We start from the raw sequence: 25,017 nt of genomic DNA, 5'->3' as shown, positions 1-25,017 counted from the left end.
AGCGATGGCGGCCATGCGGCTTGAGGGGCGGGCATCGCTGCGATAGGCGCACCCTTCGATGACCATCGAACTCCCCCATCGCGCCCGCTACCCCGCAGGTGCGCTCGCCTTCCCGCATCGCGGCCTTCTCGGCATTGCGCAGCTGCAGACGCATGAGATCCTGTTCCTGCTGGACGAGGCGGAACAGTGGGTGGCGCTGAACCGGCGCCCGGCCAAGCACAGCGACCAGCTGGCCGGCCTGACGATCATCAACGCCTTCTTCGAGAACTCCACCCGCACGCTGCTGTCGTTCGAGATCGCGGGCAAGCGGCTGGGGGCGGACGTGGTCAACATGCATGCCGCGCAATCCAGCGTGAAGAAGGGCGAGACGCTGATCGACACCGCCATGACGCTGAATGCGATGCGCGCCGATGCCATCGTGATCCGGCATGGCAGTTCCGGCGCGGTGCGGCTGATCGCGGACCGGGTCGCCTGCCCGGTGCTGAATGCGGGCGACGGGCAGCACGAACATCCCACGCAGGCGCTGCTGGACGCGCTGGCGCTGCGCCATGCCCTGCGCGAGGCAGGGCGGGCGAGCAGCGACGGGATGGTCAACGGGCTGGTGGTGACGATCTGCGGCGACATCCGCCACAGCCGCGTCGCGCGGTCGAACATCCTGTGCCTGCAGGCGCTGGGCGCGGTGGTGCGGGTATGCGCGCCGCCGGCGCTGATGCCGGCGGAGATCACGCAGATGGGCGTGGAGGTGTTCCACCACTTCGATGCCGCACTGGACGGGGCGGAGGTGGTGATGATGCTGCGCCTGCAGAACGAGCGGATGGACGGACAGTTCATCCCGTCCCCGCGTGAGTATCGCCATCTGTACGGCCTCACGCCGGAGCGGCTGGCCCGCGCCGCGCCGGGCGCGCTGGTGATGCATCCCGGGCCGATGAACCGCGGGGTGGAAATCGACAGCACCGTGGCGGATCTGGCGGGCCGCTCGCTGATCACCGCGCAGGTGGAGATGGGCGTCGCCATCCGCATGGCCTGCCTGGAAGTGCTGACCCGCCGCGCGCGGCAGGTGGAGGGCTGGGCATGAAGGTGCGGTCCCTCACCATCACTGGCGGCCGGCTGGTGCTGCCCGGCGGCGTGCGACCGGGCGGCTTGCGCTGCGTGGACGGCTTCATCACCAGCGTGGGCGACGTCGCGCCGCAGGATGGCGATGAAGTGGTCGATGCCCGTGGTGCGCTGGTGGCGCCGGGGCTGGTCGATTACGGCACGTTCGCCATCGACAAGCCGGCGTTCCATTTCGGCGGCATCACCCGCGCCGCGCTGATGCCCGACCAGAGCCCGCCGCTGGATCACCCGGCGCGGGTCCGCTTCGCGGCACAGAGCGGCAAGCCCGACTTCTGGGTCCACCCGCTCGCCGCCGCCAGCGTGGGCCTGGCGGGGGAGCAGATGGCGGAACTGGCGCTGATGCGCGACGCCGGTGCTCGCGGGGTCGCCACCGGGCGGCGCTGGATCGCCGATTCCGGCGCCATGCTGCGGCTGCTGCAATATGCCGCCATGCTGGACATGGTGGTGGTCGCTCATGCGGAGGATGGCGGCCTCGCCGGAAATGCAGTCGCCACCGATGGCGATATCGCCACCCGCCTGGGCCTGCCCAGTGCACCGGCGGAGGCGGAGGCGCTGGCAATCGCGCGAGATATCGCGCTGGCGGGGCTGGCGGGGGCGCGGCTGCATTTCCGGCAGGTGACGACCCGCGCCGGGCTGGCGCTGGTGCGGGACGCCAAGGCGCGTGGCCTGGCGGTGACCGCCGGGGTGACGCCGGCGCACTTCATGCTGTCTGATCTCGCGACCAAGGACTTCCGCACCTTCGCCCGCCTGTCGCCGCCCTTGCGCAGCGAGGCGGATCGGCAGGCGGTGATCGCCGGCATAGGTGACGGCACGATCGACGTGATCGCATCCGGCCACGATCCGCGCGGGGCCGAGGACAAGCGCCTGCCCTTCGCCGATGCGGCGCCGGGCATGGCGGGCGCCGAGACCCTGCTGCCCTGCGTGCTGACGCTGGTGCGCGACGGCGTGATCGGTCTGGAGCGCGCCTTCGACCTCCTGGCCCGCATGCCGGCGCAGCTGCTAGGCGTGCCGGCGGGCGAGCTGCGGGTGGGGGCGGAGGCGGACGTGGCGCTGATCGACCCCGAAAAGCCGTGGATCGTCGATTCGGGCCGCATGGCCGCGGCTGCCGGCAACACGCCGTTCGATCGCCAGCCGGTACAGGGCCGGGTGCTGGCGCTGTGGAAGGGCGGGGTCAGGGCGGCGAGCTGAGCCTTACCAGCGCGCGCCGGCCCAGTGTGGCCGGCGCCATGCCAAGGCATGCCGCGGTTGCGGGGCAGCTGGCGGCGCGATGTCGAGCATCAACGCCACCCGCTCCGGCGTGGGACCGGCGCTGGCAGCGCGTGCCCATTTCTCCATCCGGGCGGGCAGGTGGCCGGGCGGCACGTCGATCGCCGCCAGCGCCCGTGCCTCGCCCCAGCGACCCGCCATGGCGAAGGCAAAGGCGAGGTTCTGCCGAAGCACGGCGCTGCCTGGCTGTTCCTCTACCGCCAGCAGCAGCAGGCGGATTGCAACCCCTGTCTCCCCGGCCAGGGCCAGCGCCAGTCCACGATCGCTCGCCGGCAGCGCTGCCCCGTCCGCCAGCAGCAACTGCGCCGCTTCCTCGTGCCGCCAGCTGCCGGCCAGGGCCAGTGCGTGGCCGAGCAGCGTGGCCGGCGCGTCATCACCCAGTGCCCGTGCCGCCGCGAAGCCATCGGCGGCGGCGGCGAAGTGCCCGGCACCAAGCTGTGCCCGTGCGCGCATTGCCGAGGACGCCGGTTCGGGCAGCACGACAGCCGGCGCCGCGACGTGATGGTGGCGCGGTCCGGTGCAGGCGCCCGGCAGGGCGGCCGCGAGCAGGACAGGGAGAAATGGCAGGCGGGGCAGGGGCATGTCGCCCGTGTTCGCAGCTGGGAGTGAAGGTGCGGTAAACCCCGGATCCGCATCAGACCCGTGCAAACTTGCAAGCGTTTCGCAGAAAAGGGTTGCTACTGCGATATGCTCTCATTAGCCTATGCACATCAGACGGAATCGTGAGCTTCCATGTATATCTGCATCTGCAATGCCATCCGAGAGACCGAGTTCAGGACCGCTGCGCTTGGCGCCGGCTGCGATGCCGCCGGCGTGTACGAGCGGTTGGGGAAGCGCCCGCAATGCGGCCAATGCCTTGATGATGCGGAGGATTTGCTGGGCGATTACCGGTCTGCGTGCATGAGCCGCAAGATCGCTGCCTAGCCAGTAAGTGACAATCACTCTCAAACATCGGATTTAATTCGGTTTTTTCGATCAACAGGGTTGCCTCCGATGCGGCATCGATCCATCTGTTGCGCTCTGATTCCGCAGGAGCCGCGACATGAAGGGTGACGCCATCGTCATCGAGTACCTCAACAAGGCACTCACCAACGAACTCACCGCCATCAACCAGTACTGGCTGCACTATCGCGTGCTGAACCACTGGGGCGTGCAGCGTCTGGCCGAGCATGAGCGGCACGAGAGCATCGACGAGATGAAGCATGCCGACTGGCTGTCGGAGCGGATCCTGTTCCTGGACGGGCTGCCCAACTTCCAGCAGTTGCATCGGCTGAAGGTCGGCGAGACCGTGGAAGAGATCCTGCGTGCCGACCTGGCGCTGGAGGAAGAAGCCATTCCCCTGCTGCGCGAGGCGATCGAGCATTGCGAGAAGGTGCGCGACTACGGCAGCCGCGAGTTGTTCAAGCGCATTCTGGAAAGCGAGGAAGAGCATGTCGATTTTCTGGAGACCCAGTTCGACATGATCGAGCGGATGGGCCTGCACAATTATGTGCAGCTCAACAGCCGGCCGGCGCCCGAGATGGTGACCAATTCCGGCGATCATTGATCACTTTGCGGGGCGGTGCATCGTGCGCGCCCCGCACCCGGCCGGAAACCGACCCGCGCTCTCTCGTTGACACCGTGTGCCCGGCAGGCGGGTCGCGAGGAGAGCCGATGACCGATATTCCCGCCGTTTCCCGCCGGTCCTTCATCGGCACCGCGGCCACTGGCCTGGGGGGTGCGATGCTGGCCGGACAGGCCGCCGCGCAGGCGATCCCCGCAACCGCCACCGGCCGGCCGGAGCCGCAGCTGGAACTGGAGCCGCCGCTGCCGCAGGCGCAGCAGCTGGGCTGGGCGGTGGTCGGGCTGGGCCATTATGCGCAGCAATACGTCATGCCGGCACTGGGGCGTGCGCGCCGTTCCCGCGCCGTGGCGCTGGTATCGGGCAATGCCGATAAGGCGCGGGGTGTGGCAGAGCGGTACGGCATCGGCCGGGATGCCATCTACGATTATGCCGCCATGGCGCGGATCGGACGCAACGATGACGTCGCCGTCGTCTATGTCGTCACCCCCAATTCCACCCATGCCGACCTGACGGTGCGCGCGCTGGAGGCGGGCAAGCATGTGATGGTCGAGAAGCCGATGGCCAACAGCCCGGCGGAGTGCCAGCGCATGATCGATGCCGCACGCGCGGCGGATCGCCGGCTGATGGTCGCGTATCGCGCGCATTGGGAGCCGCACAATGTGCGCGCCAAGGAGATGCTGGATGCGGGCGAACTCGGCCAGGTGTGGTTCGCCACGTCCGACCATCACCGCCCGCTCGACCCGTCCCGCCCACGCGACCAGTGGCGCGCGCAGGCGGCGATTGCAGGCGGCGGGTCGCTGGTGGACATCGGCATCTATTCGCTGAACGGGCTGATCTGGCTGCTGGGCGAGGAACCTGCCCGCGTGTCCGCCACCATCTTCTCTCCACCGGGCGACCCGCGCTTTGCCGAGGTGGAGAACATCATGACCGCGCAGCTGGAGTTTCCGTCCGGCCGACGTGCGACGATCTCTTCAGGCTATGATGCGGACAAGAAGCGGATCGATCTCTGGGGTGACAAGGCGGTCGCCGTGCTGGATCCGGCCACGGCCTACAGCGGCAACACGCTGACGGTGACCAATGCGAAGGAAAGCCGCGAGATACTGACAGGCGAACGGACCAGCGCGGAGCAGTTCACGGGCGAGATCGATCATTTCAGCCAGATCATCACCGAAGGCGGTGAGGTGGCGACGCCGGGCGAGATGGGCCTGCGCGACGTCCGCATCATCGAGGCGCTGTACCGGTCGGCCGCCGAGCGGGGCAGCTGGATCGAGCTGGCGCCGGACGGCACGATGCGTCCGGCCTGACTCTGCTGCCCGGCTGCGGAAGCTGATGTCTGCAGCTAGTCGTTCGCGAACGGGTTCTTCGGGCTGCGCAGCGACAGGCGGACCGGCACCGCGCCGAACCCGAGTTCGCGGCGGATGCCGTTCACCAGATACCGTTCGTAGCTGGTGGGCAGTTCGCTGAGCCGGGTGCCGAAGATCACGAAGCGGGGCGGGCGGGTGCCGACCTGCGTGATGTAGCGCAGCTTGATCCGCTTGCCGCCCGGCGCCGGAGGCGGATTGGCCTCCATCGCATCGTCGAACCAGCGGTTCAGCAGCGCGGTGGACACGCGCCGGCTCCAGTCCTCCCGCACCTTGAAGGCGGCGGCCATCAGCTGGTCCGTGCCTTTGCCGGTAAGGGCGGACACCGCCACCAGCGGCACGCCGCGCAGCTGCGCCAGCCCCTCCTCCAGCGCTTCGCGGATGCCGTTGAACAGCCCGCTGGCATCCTCCGCCACGTCCCACTTGTTGATGGCGATGATTAACGCGCGCCCTTCGTCGATCACCATGCTGGCGATCTTCAGGTCCTGCACCTCCAGCCCGCGGGTCGCGTCGAGCAGCAGGACGACGACTTCCGCGAAATCGACCGCGCGGCGGGCATCGGCGACGCTGAGCTTCTCCAGCTTGTCGTCCACCTTGGCCTTCTTGCGCATGCCGGCGGTGTCGATCAGCTTGACCGCACGGGTCAGGCCGGCGGTGCGGTCCTGCCATTGCCAGTCGACCGCAATGGAATCGCGGGTGATTCCGGCTTCCGGCCCGGTCAGCAGCCGGTCCTCGCCCAGCAGGCGATTGATCAGCGTGCTCTTGCCGGCATTCGGGCGGCCGACGATGGCGAGCTGCAGCGGCGCGGCGGGGTCCGCATCCTCCGCCGGCTCCGCCATGTCGGGCGCGTCCCAGCCTTCGACGATCGGCTGCAGCGCCTCGAACAGGTCGGCCATGCCCTCGCCATGTTCGGCCGAGATGGCGACCGGCTCACCCAGGCCGAGCGAATAGCTTTCGATGATGCCGTCCTGCCCGGAACGGCCTTCGACCTTGTTGACGACCAGCACCACCGGCACCTTCTGCGCCCGCAGCCAGCGGCCGATCTCCTCGTCCAGCGGGGTCAGGCCGGCGCGCGAATCGATCACGAACAGGGCGCCCTGCGCGCCGACCAGGCTCGCCTCGGTCTGGTTGCGCATGCGGCCGGGCAGGGTGGCCTCGTCCTCGTCCTCCCACCCGGCGGTGTCGATGATCTGGAACCTCATCCGCGCCAGCGACACGTCGCCGATCCGCCGGTCGCGCGTGACGCCGGGCTGGTCGTCGACCAGCGCCAGCTTGCGGCCGACCAGGCGGTTGAACAGGGTCGACTTGCCGACGTTGGGTCGGCCGATGATCACCACTTGCGGCAGGACTTTGGACATAGTGCCGCAGGTGGAGCGTCACCGGCCGCTTGGCAAGGGAAAGGCGGCTGTCACCATTCGCCGGTATTGGGCATGCTGGCCCATGGTTCGGCCGGGGCGAGCGGCGGTCCTTCCTGCAGGATCTCGATGGAGATGCCGTCCGGCGTGCGGACGAACGCCATGTTGCCATCGCGTGGCGGTCGGTTGATCGTGACGCCGGCGTCGGCCAGCGTCTGGCAGGTCTCGTAGACATTCGCCACGCGGTAGGCGAGGTGGCCGAAATTGCGGCCACCGGTGTAGCGTTCCGCCGGGCTGCCGTCCACCGGCGGCCAGTTGTAGGTCAGTTCGACCTCGGCCACACCGGCCTGCCCGGGGGCGGCCAGGAAGATCAGCGTGAACCGGCCCTGCTCGCTTTCGGTGCGCTTGACCTCTTCCAGTCCCAGCAGCTGAAAGAAGGCGATGGTCGCATCAGGATCTGTGACGCGGATCATGGTGTGCAGGTAACGGGCCAAGGCTTGCAGCTCCTCGTGGCGATGGATCGGCTCAGCAGATAGGGAGGGCTGCGCCCTGCGCAATGCGAAAAGGCCCGCACCGTCGCCGGTGCGGGCCTCCCCCCTGTCAGTCCGTCCGTCCGGTCAGAACCCGGCGGACAGCGTGAACACGACTTGTGCGCCGGCGATGTTCGAGCCGTCCTTGGTGCTCGAGAAGTTGGGCAGCAGATACTCGTAATCTTCGTATTGCAGGTTGGTGTCGGTGTACGCCACGCCCAGCGTAAGCGGGCCGACGGCGGCGTTCAGGCCGATCAGCCAGTCGAAATACTCGCCGGTCGGCGCCAGGCTGGTGCCGTTCGGGCCCAGGCCGGGATTGCCGTTGGAATAGCCGGCATGCGCCTTGGCGGTCACCGGGGTGTTGGGGATGGCGGTGCTGAGGTCGGTCCAGATATACAGATTGTCCTCGCTCTCCCCGTCGCTGTCCGGATGGTTCGAGACATTGGCCAGCGCACCCTGTTCCGGGGCATAGGCCACGCCCACCAGCGCGGAGAGCGGGCCGTAATCGCCCGACAGCTTCACGTAGGGTTCGGCGAAGTCGGTATCGTCGAAGCCGCCCGGATACATGTACCAGGTCAGGCCGACATCCAGCGTCGCACCGCTGTCACCCAGCGGCATGGCGTAGCCGCCGAACAGGTCGAGTTCCATGTTGGCGCCGCCAAAGGTGCCCCAGCCCGCCAGGTTGGACGCCCAGGTCCCGGCATAGACGCCCGATGCGTGGCTGACGGTGATGCCGCCCTGGATGGCCATCTCCTCGTCCGTCTGCGACACGCCGCGGAAGCGATAGTCGGACACGAGCCCGACGGAACCGGCAACGGTCAGGTCGCTGGGCGGATCGATCGCGTCCTGCGCGACGGCCGGCGCAGCGGCCAGGGCCGCCGTTGCGAGAAGGGTAGAAGCGGCCAGGCCGCGGAGAGACATGAACATCAATGGATCCCTTTGATCGTGTGATCGAACGGCTCCACCTGCGCAGCACGATCCGCCTTCTCCTTTGCGGGAGGCGGTATTCATCGCTGTGATCGCAACGTGCGCATTTTTGCCGCACTGCACAAGCAGTCACGGCAGCGGGGCGCGCGAATCCTGCGCGGGCTGTGTTCCCTCGGCAACATAGGCGTGAAATCCGCAACATTCCTGTTGTCAGGCGGTTCATAACTCATCAGCTAGGCGCAACTTTCAAACGATGTTCGCTTCTCTGAAACAGCTCCTCAACCGTGCGCCGCAGGCGGGCCGGCCTGCCATCCCGGCGGGACAGCGGGTCTATGCCGTGGGCGACATCCACGGCGAACTGTCCCTGTTCGACGCGCTGCTAGCCCAGATCGCGGCGGACGATGCCGCGTCTGCCCCGGCCCGGACCACGATCGTGCTGCTGGGCGACCTGATCGACCGTGGCCCCGACAGTGCCGGGGTGATCGCACGCGCACGGGCGCTGCAGGGCGGGGGCGACGTCCGGATCCTGGCCGGCAATCACGAGGAGATGTTCCTGCTGAGCCTGACCGACCGGGAGGTGTTCCGGTCGCTGCTGCGGCATGGTGGGCGCGAATGCGCGCTGAGCTTCGGCGTGGACCGGGCCGCGTTTCAGGCGGCCGAACTGGACGAGGCACAGGCGCTGGTGCGCGAGGCCGTGCCGGCCGACGTGATCGCCTGGCTGCAAGGCCTGGAGGACATGGTCACCATTGGCGATTACCTGTTCGTTCATGCCGGGATCAATCCGGCGGTGCCTTTGGCGGAGCAGCAGACGAAGGATCTGCGCTGGATCCGGGAGCCGTTCCTGTCACATGGCAAGCCCCATCCGCTGATGGTGGTGCATGGGCACACGATCGTCGACGCGCCGGAGGAGCGGACCAACCGTATCGGCATCGATACCGGCGCTTATCGCACGGGCCGGCTGACCGCCTTGCGGCTGGAGGGGACCACCCGCCGCTTCATGGAAGCCGCGATCGACTGATCGCCGGCTGCCGGGGTCAGGGTGGTGCCAGGGGGCCTGTAAGCCGGGTTCTGTCCTCGCAGACGCGAGGGGCAGCCATTCATCTGGGCGGCCGGTTGCCCGGCGCGCTCTAGCAACCAACCCGGGTCTCTCGGGGCGAAACACCCCTGCCTGCAAGCAGGTGCGAGACCCCTATTCGGTCTTGCTCCGGGTGGGGTTTGCCGTCGCGGGCGCCGTTGCCGGAACCCCGGTGCGCTCTTGCCGCACCCTTTCACCCTTGCCTGTTGATGCCCGCACGAGGCGGTCACCCCATCGGCGGTCTGCTCTCTGTGGCACTGTCCCTCACGCCGGTTGCCCGGCGCGGGCGGGCGTTACCCGCCACCCTTGTTTCGTGGAGCCCGGACTTTCCTCGACGCATCAGCGCCGCGGCTGCCCAGCCCCCTGGCGCCGCGCATTCAGCATGTGCGGGCGCAAAGGGCAAGGGCGGACTGCCTTACTGACAGGCGAGGCATTCCTCGTAATCGGTCTGTCCGTCTGCCCCCAGTTCGAACTTGGCGAGGTCGGGCGTGTTGTCCGCCTCCACGCCGCCGCTGCCGGCGAAACCGGCGCGCTGCATGCTCTTGCTGCGCAGGTAGTAGAGCGACTTGATGCCCTTCTCCCATGCCTGGAAGTGCAGCATCATCAGGTCCCATTTGTCGACATCGGCCGGGATGTAGAGGTTGAGGCTCTGCGCCTGGTCGATGAAGGGCGTGCGGTCGGCGGCGAATTCCAGCAGCCAGCGCTGGTCGATCTCGAAGCTGGTCTTGAAGGTCGCCTTTTCCTCGACCGTCAGAAAGTCGAGGTGCTGGACCGAGCCGTTCTTCTCCAGAATCGTGTTCCACACGGCCGTCGAGTCCTTGGACTTGGCCTGCAGCACCCGCTCCAGATAGGGGTTCTTGACCACGAAGCTGCCCGACAGCGTCTTGTGCGTGTAGATGTTGGCCGGGATCGGTTCGATGCAGGCGCTGGTGCCGCCGCAGATGATGGAGATCGACGCGGTCGGCGCAATCGCCATCTTGCAGCTGAACCGCTCCATCACGCCGACATCCTCGGCATCGGGGCAGGGACCGCGTTCCTTGGCCAGGAACATCGATGCCTCGTTCGCCTTGGCATTGATGTGCTGGAACATCTTCATGTTCCAGGCCTTCGCCATCGCGCTTTCGAAGGCGATGTTCTTCTTCTGCAGGAAGGAATGGAAGCCCATCACGCCCATGCCGACGCTGCGTTCGCGCATGGCGGAGTAGCGCGCCCGGGCCATCTCTTCCGGCGCGCGGTCGATGTAGTCCTGCAGGACATTGTCGAGGAAGCGCATCACGTCCTCGATGAAGGTCTTGTCGCCCTGCCACTCGTCCCAGGTTTCCAAGTTGAGCGAGGACAGGCAGCAGACGGCCGTGCGGTCATTGCCCAGATGGTCGCGCCCGGTCGGCAGGGTAATTTCCGAACACAGGTTGGAGGTCGAGACCTTCAGGCCCAGTTCGCGATGGTGGCGCGGCATCATCCGGTTCACCGTATCGGCGAACACGATATAGGGCTCGCCAGTCTGCAGGCGGGTTTCCACCAGCTTCTGGAACAGCGAGCGGGCATGGACCGTGGCGCGGACGGAGCCGTCCTTGGGGCTCTTCAGTTCCCAGTCGGCGCCGGACCGGACTGCTTCCATGAAGGCATCGGTCAGCAGCACGCCGTGATGCAGGTTCAGCGCCTTGCGGTTGAAGTCGCCGCTCGGCTTGCGAATCTCCAGGAACTCCTCGATCTCCGGGTGGGAGACATCGAGGTAGCACGCGGCGGAGCCGCGACGCAGGCTGCCTTGGCTGATCGCCAGCGTCAGCGAGTCCATCACACGAACGAAGGGAATGATGCCGCTGGTTTTGCCGTTCAGGCCGACCGGCTCCCCGATGCCGCGCACATTGCCCCAATAGGTGCCGATGCCGCCGCCGCGCGATGCCAGCCAGACGTTCTCGTTCCAGGTGCTGACAATGCCTTCCAGGCTGTCGGGCACGGAGTTGAGGTAGCAGCTGATCGGCAGGCCGCGCCCGGTGCCGCCATTGGACAGGACGGGCGTGGCCGGCATGAACCACAGCTTGGAGATGTAGTCATACAGCCGGCGGGCATGCGCCTGGTCATCGGCATAGGCGTCGGCCACGCGGGCGAACAGGTCCTGGTAGGATTCGCCCGGCAGCAGGTAGCGGTCGGTCAGCGTATCCTTGCCGAATTCTGTCAGCAGCGCATCGCGCGACGGATCGGTGGGAATGTCGAAGCGGCGCGCATTGATGGTCTTGGAATCTTCCACCGGCGGGGTTGCCACCGCCGCCGCAAGCACGGCCGCGGCCATCGCTGCCGTGTCCGGCTTTTCCATCACTGCCGTATCGCTGTCGCTCTCGTGAGCCATGGCCGCCTCGTCGCTGTTCCTGAAATCCATCGCCGGCATGATCCTGTGCTGAAACCCAAGGATGGGCACCTGCACGAGTCGGCTGGAACCCCCAGCCTAACCCTTGCCGACACCCTGCGGGGAAAAACTTATCCCCGATCTGTCCACTGGTCTGCGCTGCCCAGAGGCGCGTCGACCACAACCCCTTGTGGCCATCTGTGATTCGAGGCGCAAGCTGTGGCTTGTGAATATCCGCCGGCCTTCCGGGGTGTCCGACCTGGGCAACACAGTGCGACGCGCCGGAATTGCGTCACTCGCGGGTGATGCAAGCGGGCAGTTGGGGCCGCAAAAATATTTGTCGGAGCGGGTGGCAGCGGGCGTGCGTTGAACCGGCAGAGCGATGCACGAGGAGCCGAAGATGCAGCCCCCCAAGGTGAACAGCAAGCTGGATGCGGACGAACTGACGCGCGACGCGCAGGCGGCCGGCGTCGCCGGCGACCAGCGCACGGACGAGAAGCGCGACATTGCGGCACCCGCCAGCGAAGATGATGTGGCAACTGACGGGGCGAAGGACATCGCCGATGCGCAGGAGCAGGTGGTCGGTCGTGGACTGACCCGCCTGCCGCCGGGCTGACGGTTCAACCTGGCCGGGTTGAACGACCCGCCCGGACGGCGCATCAGCCGCACATGAGCGTCGTGGTCTACCTGTGTGCCGCAGTGGCGGAAATTGCCGGATGCTTTGCCTTCTGGGCATGGCTGCGGCTCGACCGCTCGCCGCTGTGGCTGATGCCGGGCGCCGCCAGCCTGTGCCTCTTCGCCTGGCTGCTCACGCTGGTGGACGCCGACCAGGCGGGCCGCGCCTTTGCCGCGTATGGCGGGATCTACATCCTGTCGGCGCTGGTCTGGATGGCGCTGGTGGAAGGCGTGCGACCGGACCGCTGGGACATGCTGGGCGGGACCGTATGCCTGGCAGGCGCAGCGATCATCCTGTGGGGCCCCCGCGCGGCCTGAGGCGCTAGGGCACCAGCACGGTATCCAGCGCCTCGGCATCGGTCTGGGGATAGTCGAGTGTGTAGTGCAGCCCGCGGCTTTCGTGGCGCTTCAGGGCGGAGCGGACGATCAGGTCGGCGCATTGCAGCAGGTTGCGCAGTTCGATCAGATCGGTGGTCACGCGGAAGTGGCCGTAATAATCCTCCACCTCCTCGGTCAGCAGCTTGATGCGGTGGGCGGCGCGCTCCAGCCGCTTGGTGGTGCGCACAATACCGACATAGTTCCACATGAACCGGCGGATCTCCGTCCAGTTCTGCTTGATGATCACCTCCTCGTCCGAATCGGTGACGCGGCTGGCATCCCACGGGCGGATCGAGGGCGGAGCCGCGAAGCTGTCCCACCGGGCCAGGATGTCCTTCGCCGCGGCTTCGCCGAACACGAAGCATTCCAGCAGCGAATTGCTGGCGAGCCGGTTGGCGCCGTGCAGTCCGCTTTCGGTACACTCGCCCGCGGCATACAGCCCCGGCAGGTCGGTGCGGCCGGCCAGGTCGACCAGCACGCCGCCGCAGGTGTAATGCTGCGCCGGCACCACCGGGATCGGCTGCATCGTCATGTCGATGCCGAGGCCCGCCAGCTTCTCGTGGATGTTGGGGAAATGTTCGCGCACGAAGTCGGCCGGCATGTGGCTGATGTCCAGATGCACGTAGTCGAGCCCGAAACGCTTGATCTCCGCATCGATCGCCCGCGCAACCACATCGCGTGGGGCCAGTTCCATGCGCTCCGCGTCGTAGAACTCCATGAAGCGCTTGCCGGTGCGCGGATTGATCAGCCGGCCACCTTCGCCGCGTACCGCCTCGGTGATCAGGAAATTCTTTACGTCCAGATGGTACAGGCAGGTCGGGTGGAACTGCATCATCTCCATGTTGGAGACGCGCGCACCGGCCCGCCAGGCCATGGCGATCCCGTCGCCCGTGGCGCCGCGCGGCGCGGTGGAGAACTGGTAGACGCGGCCGGCGCCGCCGCTGGCCAGGACCGTGGCGCGGGCGACATGCGCCTCCACCGCTCCGCTGCCGGCATCCAGCGCATAGACGCCCCACACGCGGCCCGACCCGCAATAGCGCGCCTCGTGCCGGCCGGTAATCAGGTCGATGCAGGTCCGGTCCGGCAGCAGGGTGATGTTGGGGTGGGCCTCCGCCGCCTTCAGCAGCGCGGCCTGCACCGCCCAGCCGGTGGCATCGGCCACATGCACGATGCGGCGGTGCGAATGGCCGCCTTCCCGCGTAAGGTGCAGCGCGCCGGCCAGGTCGTTGCTGTCCCGGTTGAACGGCACGCCCAGTTCGCGCAGCTGCTCGATCGCCTGCGGGGCCTGGGAGATGACGTACTCGACCGTCTCGCGCCGGTTGAGCCCGGCACCCGCGACCATCGTGTCGCGCACATGGTTCTCGAACGTGTCGCCCGCATCCAGCACCGCGGCGATGCCGCCCTGCGCCCAGGCGGTGGAGCCGCTGGTGAGCGGTCCCTTGGCGAGCACGGCAACCCGGCAGTGGGTGGCGAGGCTCAGCGCCGCGGTCAGCCCCGCCGCGCCGGAGCCGATGATCAGGACGTCATGCTCGTGCCGGGTGCTTGTCATGGCCGTGGCTCATGGCGGCAGGGTCGGCGTCGCGCAAGCGGATCGCTGTCTGTCAGGGCGCTGTCGGAACCAGCTGCGCCGCCTGCCGGGCCAGGGTGACGAACTGCCGGCGCAGATCGTCGCGCGCCATTGGCTCAGCCAGATCGGCGCTGCTGGCCAGCGTCCAGCCGCGCAGGTAGGGATCGCCGCGCAACGTCTGGCCATAGCCGGCGACCGCAATGGCCAAGGCGAGATCCCCCGTCGGCGCCGTTGCCCGGCGCACGGTGCGCGCCGGCAGAGCGCGCTCCAGCAGCAGCGATTCGTCGCCATCCGGCAGCTTGTAGCGCAGCCGCACCACTGCCATCTCGCCGCTGCGGCTGCCCTCCGCGGCAGCCGGGCGGTTGGCGGCGTAGCGGCGCTCGGGGATCCAGCCCTGCACGCCCGCCGGCACGATCTCGTACAGGGCGGTGACCTGGTGGCCGGCGCCGATCTCGCCGGCATCCACCGCATCGTTGGCAAAATCCTGTTCGGCCAGCGCCCGGTTTTCGTAGCCCAGCAGCCGGTATTCGGCGACATGGGCCGGGTTGAACTCGACCTGGATCTTCACGTCCTTGGCGATGGTGAACAGGGTCGAGGCCAGCTCGTCATCCAACACCTTGGCGGCCTCTGCCGGACTGTCGATGTAGAAGTAGTTGCCGTTTCCGTGGTCGGCGATCTGCTCCATCATCGCCTCGTTCAGATTGCCGGTGCCGAAGCCCAGCGCGGTCAGGCTGATGCCGCCTTCACGCTCGCGTGCCACGGTATCGACCAGGGCCTCGCCATCCACGACGCCCACATTGAAGTCGCCATCGGTCGCCAGCAGGATGCGGTTGACGCCGCCTTCGCGGAAGGCGCGTCGCGCCTCGTCATAGGCGAGAGCGAGGGCTGCTCCGCCGGCCGTGGAGCCGCGGGCGGACAGCCCTTCGATCGCCATCAGCACCGATTCCTTGTCTCCGGTGGAGGGCAGCACCACGCGGGTGAAGCCGGAATAGGCGACGATCGCGACGCGGTCCTCGGGCCCGAGCCTTTCCGCTGTCAGAGCTAAGGCGCATTTTACCAGTGGAAGCTTGTTCATGCTCAGCATGGAGCCGGAGGTATCGACCAGGAAGACGAGGTTGGCCGGTGGGCGTTCGTCCTGCGGCAGGTCGTAGCCGGCGAGGCCGATGCGCAGGATGCGGGTGGCATCGTTCCACGGGGTGACGGCCATGTCGGTGGTGATGGTGAACGGTTCCGCCTGGCTGGACGGACGCGGGTAATCGTAGCGGAAGTAGTTCAGCATCTCCTCCGTCCGCACCGCGGCGGAGGGCGGCAGGCGGCCTTCGCCCAGCATGCGCCGGACGTTGGCATAGCTGCCGGTATCGACATCGACGGAGAAGGTGGAGACGGGCTGCTCCGCCACGGCGACCACCTGCGCCACCTTCTCGCCGGCATAACGTTCGCGGTCGGCCGCAACGTTCACCGGCGGGATGGCGCTGGAGCTGACGATCGACGGAGCAGGGGCGATCCTCATCGGCGGAGCGGGTGCCGTCGGCGAAGCTGGTGGCGGAGGAGGTGGTGGCGGTGGTGGCGGAGGCGGAGGTGGTGGCGCTGATGGTGCCGGCGGGGTCGCGGGCCTGGAGGTAGTGCCAAGCGCGGTGCCGTCGGTCCTGCGTACGCCGCTCGTGCGCTGGATCGGCCGATTGTCCAGCGGTGCCGTCAGGTACGGCTCGCAGATCTGGGCTGCGCTGCGGATCTGCGCCGCCGGCTGTGCCACCAGCGGCGGCGAGCCCGTCATCATGAGCGCCGTCACCGCCAGCGCGCCTGTCAGCTGCCTTGCCCGCATGTCCGTTCCCTCCGCCCCATTGTCCTGCGCGGGAGGATCGCACCGGCAGACGGCGCCTGCAATGCGTGATTTGCGCCGCTGGCTGCGCGGCTACGTCGCCTGCTGCTGCATGGTCAGCTGCACGAACACGTCCTCCAGGTCCGCCTCGCGCGTGGTCACGTCCTGGATGGTGTGGCCTTCGCGCTGCAGCACCGACAGCACCTGGCCGGCGCTGGTCTGGTCGCGGTCATAGGTGATCTCCAGCGTGCGCGGGTCGATCAGCACTGCCTTGGCCAGCAGCGGATCCGTCGGCGGCGCGAGGAGGTCGCGATCCAGCGTGACGCGCACGATCTTGTCCCGCGCCATCGCGATCAGCTCGCGCGTCGGCTGATTGGTGACCAGCGTGCCGTTGTTGATGATGGCGATGCGGTCGCACAGCTGCTCCGCCTCCTCCAGGTAATGGGTGGTCAGCACCACCGTCACGCCCTGGCCGTTCAGCTCGCTCACCAGTTCCCACAATTGCCGGCGCAGCTCGACGTCCACGCCGGCGGTCGGCTCGTCCAGCACCAGGATGGGCGGAGCATGGACCATGGCCTTGGCGATCAGCAGCCGCCGCTTCATCCCGCCCGACAACGACCGGGCATAGGCGTCGCGCTTGTCGTGCAGGTGGACCGCGCGCAGCAGCGCTTCCGACCGGCGCAGCGTCTTCGCGACGCCATACATGCCGGCCTGGTTCTCCAGCACCTCGAACGGGGTGAAGAAGGGATCGAACACGATCTCCTGCGGGACGATCCCGATGCACAGCTTGCCGTTGCGGTGGTCGCGATCGATGTCGTGGCCCCAGATGCGCACGGTCCCGCCGGTCTTGTTCACCAGCCCGGCCATGATGTTGATCATGGTGGACTTGCCCGCGCCGTTCGGCCCCAGCAGGCCGAAGATGCCGCCGGTCGGCACATCCAGGCTGACGCCCTGCAGCGCGTGCTTGGCCGGCTGGTTCTTCTGCGCGGCATAGGTTTTCACCAGGTCGCGGATTTCGATTGCGGCTTCGGACATGGCGGCGATGTGGCGGAGGTCCCAGCCTCTTGCAAGGCGGCGTGTCTTGCAAGGGGGCAGGTGCCGGGATATGCGCGGACGCATGGACAACGCACCCGAGACAACGATCGTCGAAACCCGCCGTGTCTGGTGCGACGGTTCGGGGGACATCCGGTCCGGCCCCGGTTTCCGCTCCGCATCGCTGGGTCATCCGCGCGTCTACATGCAGATCGATGAAACGGGCTTCGTCGATTGCGGATATTGCGACCGCCGTTTCATCCTGGCCGATGGCCCCGCCGCGCAGGAGCGCGACCGGCATGAGCTGGGTCTGGGCGACATCACGGAAACCGGGCCGGGGCTGGACGTGTCGCGCGTCGACCATTGAAAGGTTAAGGTCAGCCCCGGTTAACGCGCTGATCGTTAAGTCTTCGATCAACCGGAGACTCAATGATGCGTTTCATTGCCCCTATCCTTGCCGCAGCCCTGGCGCTTGGCGGCACTGCAATGCCTCTCGCCGCGCAGGATGATGCACCGCCGCGCGGTACCCGTGCGGAGCGCAACGAGGCGCGCCTGGCGCAACGGCTGGAAGGCCGCACCGCCGGCGAGATGGTCAGCTGCGTCTACGCCCCCAATTCCAACCGGCTGGAGACGATCGAAGGCGTCGGCTTCGTCTATGATGGTGGCAACACCCTGTATGTCGCTCGCCCGCGTGATCCATCCGTTCTGGGACCAAACGACATCGTGCTGGTCCGCCGCTACGGCGGCGGGCAGCTGTGCCGGCAGGACCTGATGCAGACTGTCGACCGGCTGAGCGGCATGCTGAGCGGGATTGTAGCCATCGACGGTTTCGTGCCTTACACCAAGCCGGGTGACAGCTGAGTTCAAACCGTTATCGAACACCCGGGCGCAGCGGCGCTGGGCGGCGGAACTGGAGCATTTCTGGTTCCGCCGCCTGAACCCCGGCCAGTGGTTCGACCCTGACGATGCGGTCGACGCCGAGTTGCGGCGCCGTTTCGCGCCCGATCTCGCCGCGCTGTGGACGCAGGCCCCGCACAGCTTCCTGACCGATCCGCACACCGCGCTGGCCGCCGTGCTGCTGTTCGACCAGCTGCCCCGCAACCTGTTCCGCGGCACGTCGACGGCCTTCGCCTTCGACCCGCTGGCACAGCGGATCACGCATGGCGCACTGGCGCGCGGTTTCGACCGGGTGTTGCGGCCGGAACAACGCGTGTTCCTGGCCATGCCGCTGATGCATAGCGAGCAGATCGCCGACCAGCTGCGATCGCTCCGCTTCTTCACCCGGCTGGGCCTGCCCGCCAATCGCGCCTTCGCCGTCGATCATTACCGCATGATCGCCCGCTTCGGCCGCTTTCCCCACCGGAACGACGCCCTGGGCCGCACCAGCACCCCGGCGGAGCAGCGCGCGGTAGAGCAGGGGTTTGCATGGTGAGGGCCGCCGCCACTTAGGGGCAGCAATCGCCGGCCATATCTGCTAGGGGGCCGCACGGCCACGTTGGCCGATCCCAATCAGGAGCACTGCATACATGGCCGGTTTCAAGGCCCCCGACTTCCAGGACCGAGCCGCCGCTTCGCGTGCGGCCAAAGAGAGCGCGCTGGAAAAGCTGCGCACCAAGGCACCGATCGATCCCGAGGAGCAGGCCCGCCTGCGCGAGGTCGCGGCCGCCAAGGAAGCTGCCGCCGCAGAGAAGAGCGCCGCCCGCCAGCTGAAGCTGGCCGAGGAGAAGGCCGAGCGGCAGGCGAAGAAGGAAGCTGCCGCCATCGCCAACGCTCCCAAGCCGCAGAAGACGGCCGAGGAGAAGAAGGCCGAGCGTGACGCAAAGTATGCGGCGAGGAAAGCCCGCAAGAAGTGATCCCGCGCGAGGAGATCGGCGTGGCGGAGGTCCCCGGTGGTCCTCCGCTGCGGCTGGTTCGCCACGGCCGCGACTTCATCATCATGCTCGACCGCAACGAGCTGATGAGCAGCCGGATGAGCGGGTCGGAGGCGGCGCTCGGTACCATGACGCTGGACCGGCTGGGCTCGCCGGCGAATGCGAAGCTGCTGATCGGTGGCTATGGAATGGGGTTTACCCTGCGTGCCGTGCTCGCCCGCCTCGGGCCGAAAGGCCGCACGATGGTGGCGGAACTGGTGCCGGGCATCATCGACTGGGCCCGTGGGCCGATGCAGGAGCTGGCCGCCGGCTGCCTGGACGATCCGCGCGTCACCCTGCGGATGAACGATGTGGGTTGGGAGATCGTCTCGGCCCGGGCTGAGTACGATGCCATCCTGCTGGACGTGGACAACGGGCCCGACGGGCTGACCCGCCCGGCCAACAATGCGCTGTATACCCCCGATGGTCTGCGGGCCGCACGAAGGGCGCTGCGCCCGGGCGGCATCCTGGCGGTGTGGTCCGCGGGGACCGACCCTGCCTTCACCCGGCGACTGAACAGCGCCGGCTTCGAGGTCGAGGAACGGCGCGTGCGGGCGCGGGAGAACGGCAAGGGCCCGCAGCACCATCTGTGGTTCGCGACCTCGCCGTAGCTCAGAACAGGATCGCCCCACCGATGGCGACGCGGATGTCGGGCGTCGCGTGGTTGAGGCCCGCCGCTGCCAGTAGATCCAGCTGTGTCCGCTTCGTCGGCTGCCAGGCCAGCGACTGCGCCGCCAGCACATGGGTTGCGCCTTCCATCGGGTCGTCGTTGCGCTCGACCGACACTTCGCTGGTCCAGGTCACCGCATCCGACAACTGGTAGCCCAGGCCGATGATGCCGCTGGCATTCAGGTGCCGGCCGTCGCCGTCCTCGTCTGCGAGCGCCGCCAGCTGGCCGGTGAAGGCGAGGTTGAGCGATCCGGTAAGATCATAGGTGACCGGCACCATCGCGCCCGCGCCCCAGTCCCCGCCGCCGATCGGCGCGCCACCCACCGGCAGGATCACGAACGGTTCGATGCCGAAGGACAGGCCGTCACCGGCCGGATTGCGCAGGTTCTGCCGCACGGCCAGCCGGACATCGCCCACCGCACTGTCCCGGCTGACCTCGCGTGTGCCGTTCTGCCGGACACGCTGCGCGCCGAAGGCGGTCCAGCCGATCTGCACTTCCGTTTGCGGACCGACGCCGATCCTGGCCAGCAGGTCGGCGACAATGAACTGGTCCTCGCGTTCGTCGGCCGTGTCGTCGCGCTGCCAGTCGAGGACGGAATATTCGAACTGCACATGGCCCGGATCGGTCGTGCAGGCCGAGGCACCGAGGCTGGGCCGGTTGGGGCAGAAGCGCAGCTCATCACCATCCTGCGCTGCGGCCGGCAGGGCCCACAGGATGCCCGCGGCGAACAGGCCGGCGCGCCATGCCTGCCTGGCTGACACCACTATTCCCACTCGATCGTGCCGGGCGGCTTGCTGGTATAATCGTAGACGACGCGGTTGATGCCGCGCACCTCGTTGACGATGCGGGTGGCGACGCGGCCCAGAAACTGCCCGTCGAACGGGTACACGTCGGCGGTCATGCCGTCGGTGCTGGTGACCGCGCGCAGGGCGCAGACCGAATCGTAGGTGCGGCTGTCGCCCATGACGCCCACGGTCTTCACCGGCAGCAGCACGGCAAACGCCTGCCAGATTGCATCGTAGAGGCCGGCATTGCGGATCTCCTCCAGATAGATGGCGTCGGCCTTGCGCAGGATGTCGCAGCGGTCCTTGGTCACTTCGCCCGGGATGCGGATGGCAAGGCCGGGACCGGGGAAGGGGTGGCGGCCGACAAAGGCGGGCGGCAGACCCAGCTCCCGGCCCAGTTCGCGCACTTCGTCCTTGAACAGTTCGCGCAAGGGTTCGACCAGCGCCATGTTCATCCGCTCGGGCAGGCCGCCGACATTGTGGTGGCTCTTGATCGTCACCGACGGACCGCCGGTGAAGCTGACGCTCTCGATCACGTCGGGGTAGAGCGTGCCCTGCGCCAGGAAATCGGCGCCGCCGATCTTCTTCGCCTCGGCATCGAACACGTCGATGAAGGTCTTGCCGATGAACTTGCGCTTGGCCTCCGGGTCGGTGAGGCCGGCGAGGCCATCCATGAACAGCTCTTCGGCATCCACGTGGACCAGCGGGATGTTGTAATGGTTGCGGAACAGGCCGACGACCTGCTCCGCCTCGCCCATGCGCATCAGGCCGTGATCGACGAACACGCAGGTCAGCTGGTCGCCGATCGCCTCGTGGATCAGCACCGCCGCGACCGCGGAATCGACGCCGCCGGACAGGCCGCAGATCACGCGGGCATCGCCCACCTGCGCGCGGATGTCCTCGATCTTGGCGCGGCGGAACTCGGCCATGGTCCAGTCGCCGGCGAGGCCGCAGACATGGCGCACGAAATTGGCCAGCAGCCTGCCGCCATCGGGCGTGTGGAATACTTCCGGGTGGAACTGGGTGCCGTAATAGCGGCGTTCGTCGTCGGCGATCAGCGCGAAGGGTGCGCCGTCGCTGGTGGCGACGATGCGGAAGCCGTCGGCGAAGCGGGTGACCTTGTCGCCATGGCTCATCCACACCTGGTGCCGCTCGCCCACCTGCCACAATCCGTCGAACAGGACGCAGGGTTCGGTCACGGTCAGGAAGGCGCGGCCGAACTCGCCACCTTCGCCGGTTTCGTGCCCGGGCCGCACCTCGCCGCCAAGCTGGTGCGTCATCACCTGCTGGCCGTAGCAGATGCCCAGGATCGGCAGGCCGCTGTCGAACAGTACCTGCGGCGCGCGCGGGCTGCCTTCCGCCGGCACGCTGGCCGGGCTGCCGGACAGGATGATGCCCTTGGGCCGCAGTCGGTGGAACGCCTCCTCCGCGGTCGTGTAGGGTGCGATCTCCGAATAGACGCCGGCTTCGCGCACGCGGCGGGCGATCAGCTGGGTCACCTGGCTGCCAAAATCGACGATCAGGATGGTATCGGGCTGGGATTCGGCGATGCTGCTCATGCCCGGCGGTTAGGCGCAGCATTCCGCCTCTGTCCAGCATGGAAGCCAGTGATGGCGCGACAGGGTGAACGGCGCTCTACGCATCATCGCGTAGCTGAGTTGCAAAGCTTGCAACAGCAGTTCGCCTCTTCGCATTTGAGTATGCCGGCGACCTGCCCCAGATACACCATCGACAAGCAGGCATTTCGGAAGGCGCGCAGAAACGCCGGATGGAACAAAAGCTTACATCAGATCCAGGTGTCAGCCGTATCGGCGGCGGCATCTCCAAGCAGGAGACACGTATCATGGCCAAGTTCTTCAAGCGTATGCTTACCGCCTACATCCTCAGCGCCGGTGCGTATCGTCACCCGATGATGTGGCCGCACTGATCGACTTTCAGGCGACTACATGACACGCGGCCGTCCCGTTCGGGGCGGCCGTTTGCGTTTGGGGTCACACCTTCTGCCGAAAGCTGTGGAACGGGTGGCTCCGTGCTTTCCTATGCTGCGTCAGATTCCTATATGATGGGCATGAGCGACAGCGAGAATACCAAGCAGCCCAACGGCTACGACGCGGATCAGATCAGGGTGCTGAAGGGGCTGGATGCCGTGCGCAAGCGGCCCGGCATGTATATCGGCGACACCGACGATGGCTCCGGCCTGCACCATATGGTGTTCGAGGTGTCGGACAATGCCATCGACGAGGCACTGGCCGGCCATTGCGACCTGGTGCTGATCGAGCTCAATCCCGACGGCTCCGTCAGCGTGACCGACAATGGTCGCGGGATCCCGGTGGACATCCACAAGGAAGAAGGCGTCAGCGCGGCGGAGGTCATCATGACCCAGCTGCATGCCGGCGGTAAGTTCGACAACACCAACGATGACAACGCCTACAAGGTATCGGGCGGCCTGCACGGCGTGGGTGTTTCGGTGGTGAACGCCCTGTCGGAATGGCTGGAACTGACCGTTTGGCGCAACGGCCGCGAATACTGGATGCGGTTCGAACATGGCGATGCCGTGGCGCCGCTGGAGGAGCGCGGCGACGTGCCCGCCGGGCAGAAGGGGACCAAGGTCACCTTCCTGCCGTCGACCGACACCTTCAAGAACGTGACAGAGTTCGATTTCGACAAGCTGGAGCACCGCTACCGCGAGCTCGCCTTCCTCAATTCCGGCGTACGCATCAACCTGCGCGACAAGCGGCACGAGGTGCCGCTGGAGCATGATCTGTATTATGAAGGCGGTATCGCGGCCTTCGTGAAGTACCTGGACCGCAACAAGCAGCCCCTGATGCCCGAGCCGATCGCCATCTCGGCGGAAAAGGACGGCATCGGCATCGACGTCTCGCTGGAATGGAATGATTCCTACTACGAGAACGTGCTCGCCTTCACAAACAACATCCCGCAGCGCGATGGCGGCACGCATCTGGCCGCCTTCCGCGCGGCGCTGACGCGCACGCTGAACGGCTATGCCGCGTCGTCCGGCCTGATGAAGAAGGAAAAGGTGACGCTGTCGGGCGAGGACATGCGCGAAGGGCTGACCGCGATCGTCAGCGTGAAGCTGCCGGATCCCAAGTTCTCCAGCCAGACCAAGGACAAGCTGGTCAGTTCCGAAGTGCGCCAGCCGCTGGAATCGCTGATGGGCGACAAGATGGCGGAATGGCTGCAGGAACATCCTGCCCATGCCAGGGAAATCATCGGCAAGGTGATCGACGCCGCCGCCGCGCGCGAGGCGGCGAAGCGCGCGCGCGAGCTGACGCGGCGCAAGGGGGTGATGGACATCGCCAGCCTGCCCGGCAAGCTGGCCGATTGCCAGGAACGCGATCCCAGCAAGTGCGAACTGTTCCTGGTGGAGGGTGACTCCGCTGGCGGCTCCGCCAAGCAGGGACGTGACCGGCACGTGCAGGCGATCCTGCCGCTCAAGGGCAAGATCCTCAACGTGGAGCGGGCGCGGTTCGACCGGATCATCTCGTCAAAGGAAGTCGGCACACTCATCCAGGCGATGGGGACCGGCGTGCGCGATGAATTCAACCTGGAGAAGCTGCGCTACCACAAGATCGTCATCATGACGGACGCCGACGTGGACGGCGCGCATATCCGCACGCTGCTGCTGACCTTCTTCCACCGGCAGATGCCGGAGATCGTCAAGGCCGGGCACCTGTTCATCGCCCAGCCGCCCTTGTACAAGGTCGCGAAGAACCGGTCGGAGGTCTATCTGAAGGACCAGGCCGCGCTGGACCGCTACCTGATCGAAGGCGGGCTGCAGGGCCGGGTGCTGGAAAGCGCCGGCGGTGCGCGCAGCGGACAGGACCTGACCGCACTGGTGGAACATGCGCTGCGCATGAAGAACCTGATGGCCTTCGTGCCGCGTCGCTACGATCCGTCGGTGGTGGAGGCGATGGCGCTGGCCGGCGCGCTGGATCCGGAGGCGGATGGCGCCACCCGGGCTGCGGCATTGCAGCGGGCAGCCGCACAGATGCAGCTGAGCGACGTGGAGGCGGCCTGGTCCGCCAGCGAGCGCGAGGACGGCACGATCCGCTTCGACCGCGTGTGGCGCGGGGTCACCGACGCGCACCTGATCGAAGCCGGCTTCATCGGCAGCGCCGAAGCGCGCAAGCTGCACCGGCTGGCGGGCGAACATGCGGACGCCTATGACTCGCCCTCGCGCCTGACCAAGAGCAATGCCGGTGCGGCCGCGCCGGAGCCCGAAGCTGTCGAGCCCGACACGGACGAGCCGGGTGCTGTCGAGGCGGTGCCGACGCGGCCGGTCGACGGCGCGATCACCCGCCCCAGCCAGTTGCTGGCAGCGGTGCTGGAGACGGGGCGCAAGGGCCTGTCGGTCCAGCGTTACAAGGGGCTGGGCGAGATGAATGCCGATCAGCTGTGGGAGACCACGCTCGACCCCGAGAACCGCGCATTGCTGCAGGTGAAGGTGGAGGATGCCGATGTGACGGACGAGATCTTCACCCGGCTGATGGGCGATGTGGTCGAGCCCCGGCGTGAGTTCATCCAGCAGAATGCGTTGAACGTCGCCAATCTGGACGTGTGATCGCACGCCGCCCCGAGGCGGCGCACAGGATCCGGAGGGCTGATCGGGTTGCCTGCTTCACCAG

General features: G+C 67.4%; 24 protein-coding genes and 1 other RNA gene. 14 read left to right on the top strand and 11 right to left on the bottom strand.

Annotated features, from left to right (window positions below):
- The first annotated feature begins 58 nt into the window (after positions 1-58).
- Both PK98_RS10585 and PK98_RS10580 read left to right on the top strand, forming a co-directional pair.
- Complete coding sequence (locus PK98_RS10585; RefSeq protein ID WP_039096891.1) at positions 59-1,075, top strand: aspartate carbamoyltransferase catalytic subunit; 1,017 nt, start codon at positions 59-61, stop codon at positions 1,073-1,075.
- The gene (locus PK98_RS10580) at positions 1,072-2,301 is read left to right on the top strand and encodes a dihydroorotase (protein WP_039096890.1); all 1,230 of its coding nucleotides are present in this window, start codon (positions 1,072-1,074) and stop codon (positions 2,299-2,301) included. The genes PK98_RS10585 and PK98_RS10580 overlap by 4 nt, the downstream gene beginning before the upstream one ends.
- 3 nt (positions 2,302-2,304) lie before the next feature.
- Here PK98_RS10580 and PK98_RS10575 read toward each other — a convergent pair whose 3' ends face one another.
- The gene (locus tag PK98_RS10575; RefSeq protein WP_052208533.1) at positions 2,305-2,961 is read right to left on the bottom strand and encodes a hypothetical protein; all 657 of its coding nucleotides are present in this window, start codon (positions 2,959-2,961) and stop codon (positions 2,305-2,307) included.
- Between the two features lie 460 nt (positions 2,962-3,421).
- Here PK98_RS10575 and bfr point away from each other — a divergent pair, with 460 nt between their 5' ends.
- Both bfr and PK98_RS10560 read left to right on the top strand, forming a co-directional pair.
- Positions 3,422-3,925 (top strand): bacterioferritin, encoded by a 504-nt coding sequence (gene bfr / locus PK98_RS10565; RefSeq protein WP_039096888.1) that lies wholly within the window; start codon positions 3,422-3,424, stop codon positions 3,923-3,925.
- Between the two features lie 107 nt (positions 3,926-4,032).
- Positions 4,033-5,247: a Gfo/Idh/MocA family protein gene (locus PK98_RS10560; RefSeq protein ID WP_039096886.1), complete on the top strand. Its 1,215-nt coding sequence runs from the start codon at positions 4,033-4,035 to the stop codon at positions 5,245-5,247.
- A gap of 35 nt (positions 5,248-5,282) precedes the next feature.
- Here the strand turns inward: PK98_RS10560 and der are convergent, their stop codons facing one another.
- The 3 genes from der to PK98_RS10545 all read right to left on the bottom strand — a co-directional run bounded on the left by der (position 5,283) and on the right by PK98_RS10545 (position 8,110).
- Complete coding sequence (gene der / locus PK98_RS10555; RefSeq protein ID WP_039096884.1) at positions 5,283-6,662, bottom strand: ribosome biogenesis GTPase Der; 1,380 nt, start codon at positions 6,660-6,662, stop codon at positions 5,283-5,285.
- 50 nt (positions 6,663-6,712) lie between these two features.
- Positions 6,713-7,153, bottom strand: coding sequence for a VOC family protein (locus PK98_RS10550; protein ID WP_039096883.1), 441 nt, complete (start codon positions 7,151-7,153; stop codon positions 6,713-6,715).
- A 123-nt stretch (positions 7,154-7,276) separates the two neighbouring features.
- Positions 7,277-8,110 (bottom strand): TorF family putative porin, encoded by an 834-nt coding sequence (locus tag PK98_RS10545; RefSeq protein WP_039096882.1) that lies wholly within the window; start codon positions 8,108-8,110, stop codon positions 7,277-7,279.
- 259 nt (positions 8,111-8,369) lie between these two features.
- Here PK98_RS10545 and PK98_RS10540 point away from each other — a divergent pair, with 259 nt between their 5' ends.
- Positions 8,370-9,134 (top strand): metallophosphoesterase family protein, encoded by a 765-nt coding sequence (locus tag PK98_RS10540; RefSeq protein WP_039096879.1) that lies wholly within the window; start codon positions 8,370-8,372, stop codon positions 9,132-9,134.
- 23 nt (positions 9,135-9,157) lie between these two features.
- Here PK98_RS10540 and rnpB read toward each other — a convergent pair.
- An RNA gene (gene rnpB / locus PK98_RS16120) (RNase P RNA component class A) lies at positions 9,158-9,558 on the bottom strand.
- A 48-nt stretch (positions 9,559-9,606) separates the two neighbouring features.
- Positions 9,607-11,568 (bottom strand): ribonucleoside-diphosphate reductase subunit alpha, encoded by a 1,962-nt coding sequence (locus PK98_RS10535; protein ID WP_039097560.1) that lies wholly within the window; start codon positions 11,566-11,568, stop codon positions 9,607-9,609.
- 367 nt (positions 11,569-11,935) lie between these two features.
- On the opposite strand from PK98_RS10535, the gene PK98_RS10530 reads away from it, so the two are divergent.
- Positions 11,936-12,151 (top strand): hypothetical protein, encoded by a 216-nt coding sequence (locus PK98_RS10530; protein WP_152608638.1) that lies wholly within the window; start codon positions 11,936-11,938, stop codon positions 12,149-12,151.
- A gap of 53 nt (positions 12,152-12,204) precedes the next feature.
- Complete coding sequence (locus tag PK98_RS10525; protein WP_039096877.1) at positions 12,205-12,528, top strand: YnfA family protein; 324 nt, start codon at positions 12,205-12,207, stop codon at positions 12,526-12,528.
- Between the two features lie 4 nt (positions 12,529-12,532).
- On the opposite strand, the gene nadB is transcribed toward PK98_RS10525, so the two are convergent.
- The 3 genes from nadB to PK98_RS10510 form a co-directional block, all read right to left on the bottom strand.
- Entirely contained in the window at positions 12,533-14,137 is a 1,605-nt protein-coding gene (gene nadB, locus PK98_RS10520) for an L-aspartate oxidase (protein ID WP_039096875.1), read from the bottom strand.
- A gap of 52 nt (positions 14,138-14,189) precedes the next feature.
- On the bottom strand, positions 14,190-15,665 hold the full coding sequence (locus PK98_RS10515; RefSeq protein ID WP_052208532.1) for a vWA domain-containing protein: 1,476 nt from the start codon (positions 15,663-15,665) through the stop codon (positions 14,190-14,192).
- Between the two features lie 402 nt (positions 15,666-16,067).
- Positions 16,068-17,009 carry an ABC transporter ATP-binding protein gene (locus PK98_RS10510; protein WP_039096874.1) on the bottom strand — a complete coding sequence of 314 codons (942 nt, stop codon included), beginning with the start codon at positions 17,007-17,009 and terminating at the stop codon, positions 16,068-16,070.
- A gap of 82 nt (positions 17,010-17,091) precedes the next feature.
- Between PK98_RS10510 and PK98_RS10505 the strand changes: the two genes are divergently transcribed.
- The 5 genes from PK98_RS10505 (at position 17,092) to PK98_RS10485 (ending at position 19,527) form a co-directional block, all read left to right on the top strand.
- Positions 17,092-17,373 (top strand): zinc-finger domain-containing protein, encoded by a 282-nt coding sequence (locus PK98_RS10505; protein WP_039096873.1) that lies wholly within the window; start codon positions 17,092-17,094, stop codon positions 17,371-17,373.
- 62 nt (positions 17,374-17,435) lie between these two features.
- Positions 17,436-17,867: a hypothetical protein gene (locus PK98_RS10500; protein ID WP_152608637.1), complete on the top strand. Its 432-nt coding sequence runs from the start codon at positions 17,436-17,438 to the stop codon at positions 17,865-17,867.
- Complete coding sequence (locus PK98_RS10495) at positions 17,857-18,438, top strand: DUF924 family protein (RefSeq protein ID WP_052208530.1); 582 nt, start codon at positions 17,857-17,859, stop codon at positions 18,436-18,438. The genes PK98_RS10500 and PK98_RS10495 overlap by 11 nt, the downstream gene beginning before the upstream one ends.
- Before the next feature lie 94 nt (positions 18,439-18,532).
- Positions 18,533-18,859, top strand: coding sequence for a DUF6481 family protein (locus tag PK98_RS10490; protein WP_039096870.1), 327 nt, complete (start codon positions 18,533-18,535; stop codon positions 18,857-18,859).
- Entirely contained in the window at positions 18,856-19,527 is a 672-nt protein-coding gene (locus PK98_RS10485) for a spermidine synthase (RefSeq protein WP_039096869.1), read from the top strand. Before PK98_RS10490 ends, PK98_RS10485 begins: the two co-directional genes overlap by 4 nt.
- Before the next feature lies 1 nt (position 19,528).
- On the opposite strand, the gene PK98_RS10480 is transcribed toward PK98_RS10485, so the two are convergent.
- Together PK98_RS10480 and guaA are read right to left on the bottom strand one after the other, a co-directional pair.
- Positions 19,529-20,347 carry a transporter gene (locus tag PK98_RS10480; protein WP_161792432.1) on the bottom strand — a complete coding sequence of 273 codons (819 nt, stop codon included), beginning with the start codon at positions 20,345-20,347 and terminating at the stop codon, positions 19,529-19,531.
- A gap of 2 nt (positions 20,348-20,349) precedes the next feature.
- Positions 20,350-21,930 (bottom strand): glutamine-hydrolyzing GMP synthase, encoded by a 1,581-nt coding sequence (gene guaA, locus PK98_RS10475; RefSeq protein WP_039096867.1) that lies wholly within the window; start codon positions 21,928-21,930, stop codon positions 20,350-20,352.
- A gap of 209 nt (positions 21,931-22,139) precedes the next feature.
- On the opposite strand from guaA, the gene PK98_RS17065 reads away from it, so the two are divergent.
- Positions 22,140-22,298 carry a hypothetical protein gene (locus PK98_RS17065; RefSeq protein WP_161792431.1) on the top strand — a complete coding sequence of 53 codons (159 nt, stop codon included), beginning with the start codon at positions 22,140-22,142 and terminating at the stop codon, positions 22,296-22,298.
- Positions 22,299-22,439: 141 nt separating this feature from the next.
- Entirely contained in the window at positions 22,440-24,953 is a 2,514-nt protein-coding gene (gyrB, locus tag PK98_RS10470) for a DNA topoisomerase (ATP-hydrolyzing) subunit B (RefSeq protein ID WP_039097556.1), read from the top strand.
- Positions 24,954-25,017 lie beyond the last annotated feature (64 nt).

Source organism: Croceibacterium mercuriale, from assembly GCF_000802385.1.
Classification (GTDB): Bacteria; Pseudomonadota; Alphaproteobacteria; order Sphingomonadales; family Sphingomonadaceae; genus Croceibacterium; species Croceibacterium mercuriale.
Note: the sequence above shows the minus strand (reverse complement) of the source record. Positions and strands in the feature narration are given on the sequence as shown.

What these genes read in the sequence shown, in the direction of transcription:
- PK98_RS17065 (WP_161792431.1), top strand. Translation starts at nt 22,140, where the DNA reads ATGGAACAAAAGCTTACATCAGATCCAGGTGTCAGCCGTATCGGCGGC.
- PK98_RS10560 (WP_039096886.1), top strand. Translation starts at nt 4,033, where the DNA reads ATGACCGATATTCCCGCCGTTTCCCGCCGGTCCTTCATCGGCACCGCG.
- guaA (WP_039096867.1), bottom strand. Translation starts at nt 21,930, where the DNA reads ATGAGCAGCATCGCCGAATCCCAGCCCGATACCATCCTGATCGTCGAT.
- PK98_RS10585 (WP_039096891.1), top strand. Translation starts at nt 59, where the DNA reads ATGACCATCGAACTCCCCCATCGCGCCCGCTACCCCGCAGGTGCGCTC.
- PK98_RS10500 (WP_152608637.1), top strand. Translation starts at nt 17,436, where the DNA reads ATGATGCGTTTCATTGCCCCTATCCTTGCCGCAGCCCTGGCGCTTGGC.
- PK98_RS10535 (WP_039097560.1), bottom strand. Translation starts at nt 11,568, where the DNA reads ATGGATTTCAGGAACAGCGACGAGGCGGCCATGGCTCACGAGAGCGAC.
- nadB (WP_039096875.1), bottom strand. Translation starts at nt 14,137, where the DNA reads ATGACAAGCACCCGGCACGAGCATGACGTCCTGATCATCGGCTCCGGC.
- gyrB (WP_039097556.1), top strand. Translation starts at nt 22,440, where the DNA reads ATGAGCGACAGCGAGAATACCAAGCAGCCCAACGGCTACGACGCGGAT.
- PK98_RS10540 (WP_039096879.1), top strand. Translation starts at nt 8,370, where the DNA reads ATGTTCGCTTCTCTGAAACAGCTCCTCAACCGTGCGCCGCAGGCGGGC.
- PK98_RS10580 (WP_039096890.1), top strand. Translation starts at nt 1,072, where the DNA reads ATGAAGGTGCGGTCCCTCACCATCACTGGCGGCCGGCTGGTGCTGCCC.
- PK98_RS10490 (WP_039096870.1), top strand. Translation starts at nt 18,533, where the DNA reads ATGGCCGGTTTCAAGGCCCCCGACTTCCAGGACCGAGCCGCCGCTTCG.
- PK98_RS10545 (WP_039096882.1), bottom strand. Translation starts at nt 8,110, where the DNA reads ATGTCTCTCCGCGGCCTGGCCGCTTCTACCCTTCTCGCAACGGCGGCC.
- PK98_RS10510 (WP_039096874.1), bottom strand. Translation starts at nt 17,009, where the DNA reads ATGTCCGAAGCCGCAATCGAAATCCGCGACCTGGTGAAAACCTATGCC.
- der (WP_039096884.1), bottom strand. Translation starts at nt 6,662, where the DNA reads ATGTCCAAAGTCCTGCCGCAAGTGGTGATCATCGGCCGACCCAACGTC.
- PK98_RS10525 (WP_039096877.1), top strand. Translation starts at nt 12,205, where the DNA reads ATGAGCGTCGTGGTCTACCTGTGTGCCGCAGTGGCGGAAATTGCCGGA.
- PK98_RS10530 (WP_152608638.1), top strand. Translation starts at nt 11,936, where the DNA reads ATGCAGCCCCCCAAGGTGAACAGCAAGCTGGATGCGGACGAACTGACG.
- PK98_RS10575 (WP_052208533.1), bottom strand. Translation starts at nt 2,961, where the DNA reads ATGCCCCTGCCCCGCCTGCCATTTCTCCCTGTCCTGCTCGCGGCCGCC.
- PK98_RS10515 (WP_052208532.1), bottom strand. Translation starts at nt 15,665, where the DNA reads ATGAGGATCGCCCCTGCTCCGTCGATCGTCAGCTCCAGCGCCATCCCG.
- bfr (WP_039096888.1), top strand. Translation starts at nt 3,422, where the DNA reads ATGAAGGGTGACGCCATCGTCATCGAGTACCTCAACAAGGCACTCACC.
- PK98_RS10505 (WP_039096873.1), top strand. Translation starts at nt 17,092, where the DNA reads ATGGACAACGCACCCGAGACAACGATCGTCGAAACCCGCCGTGTCTGG.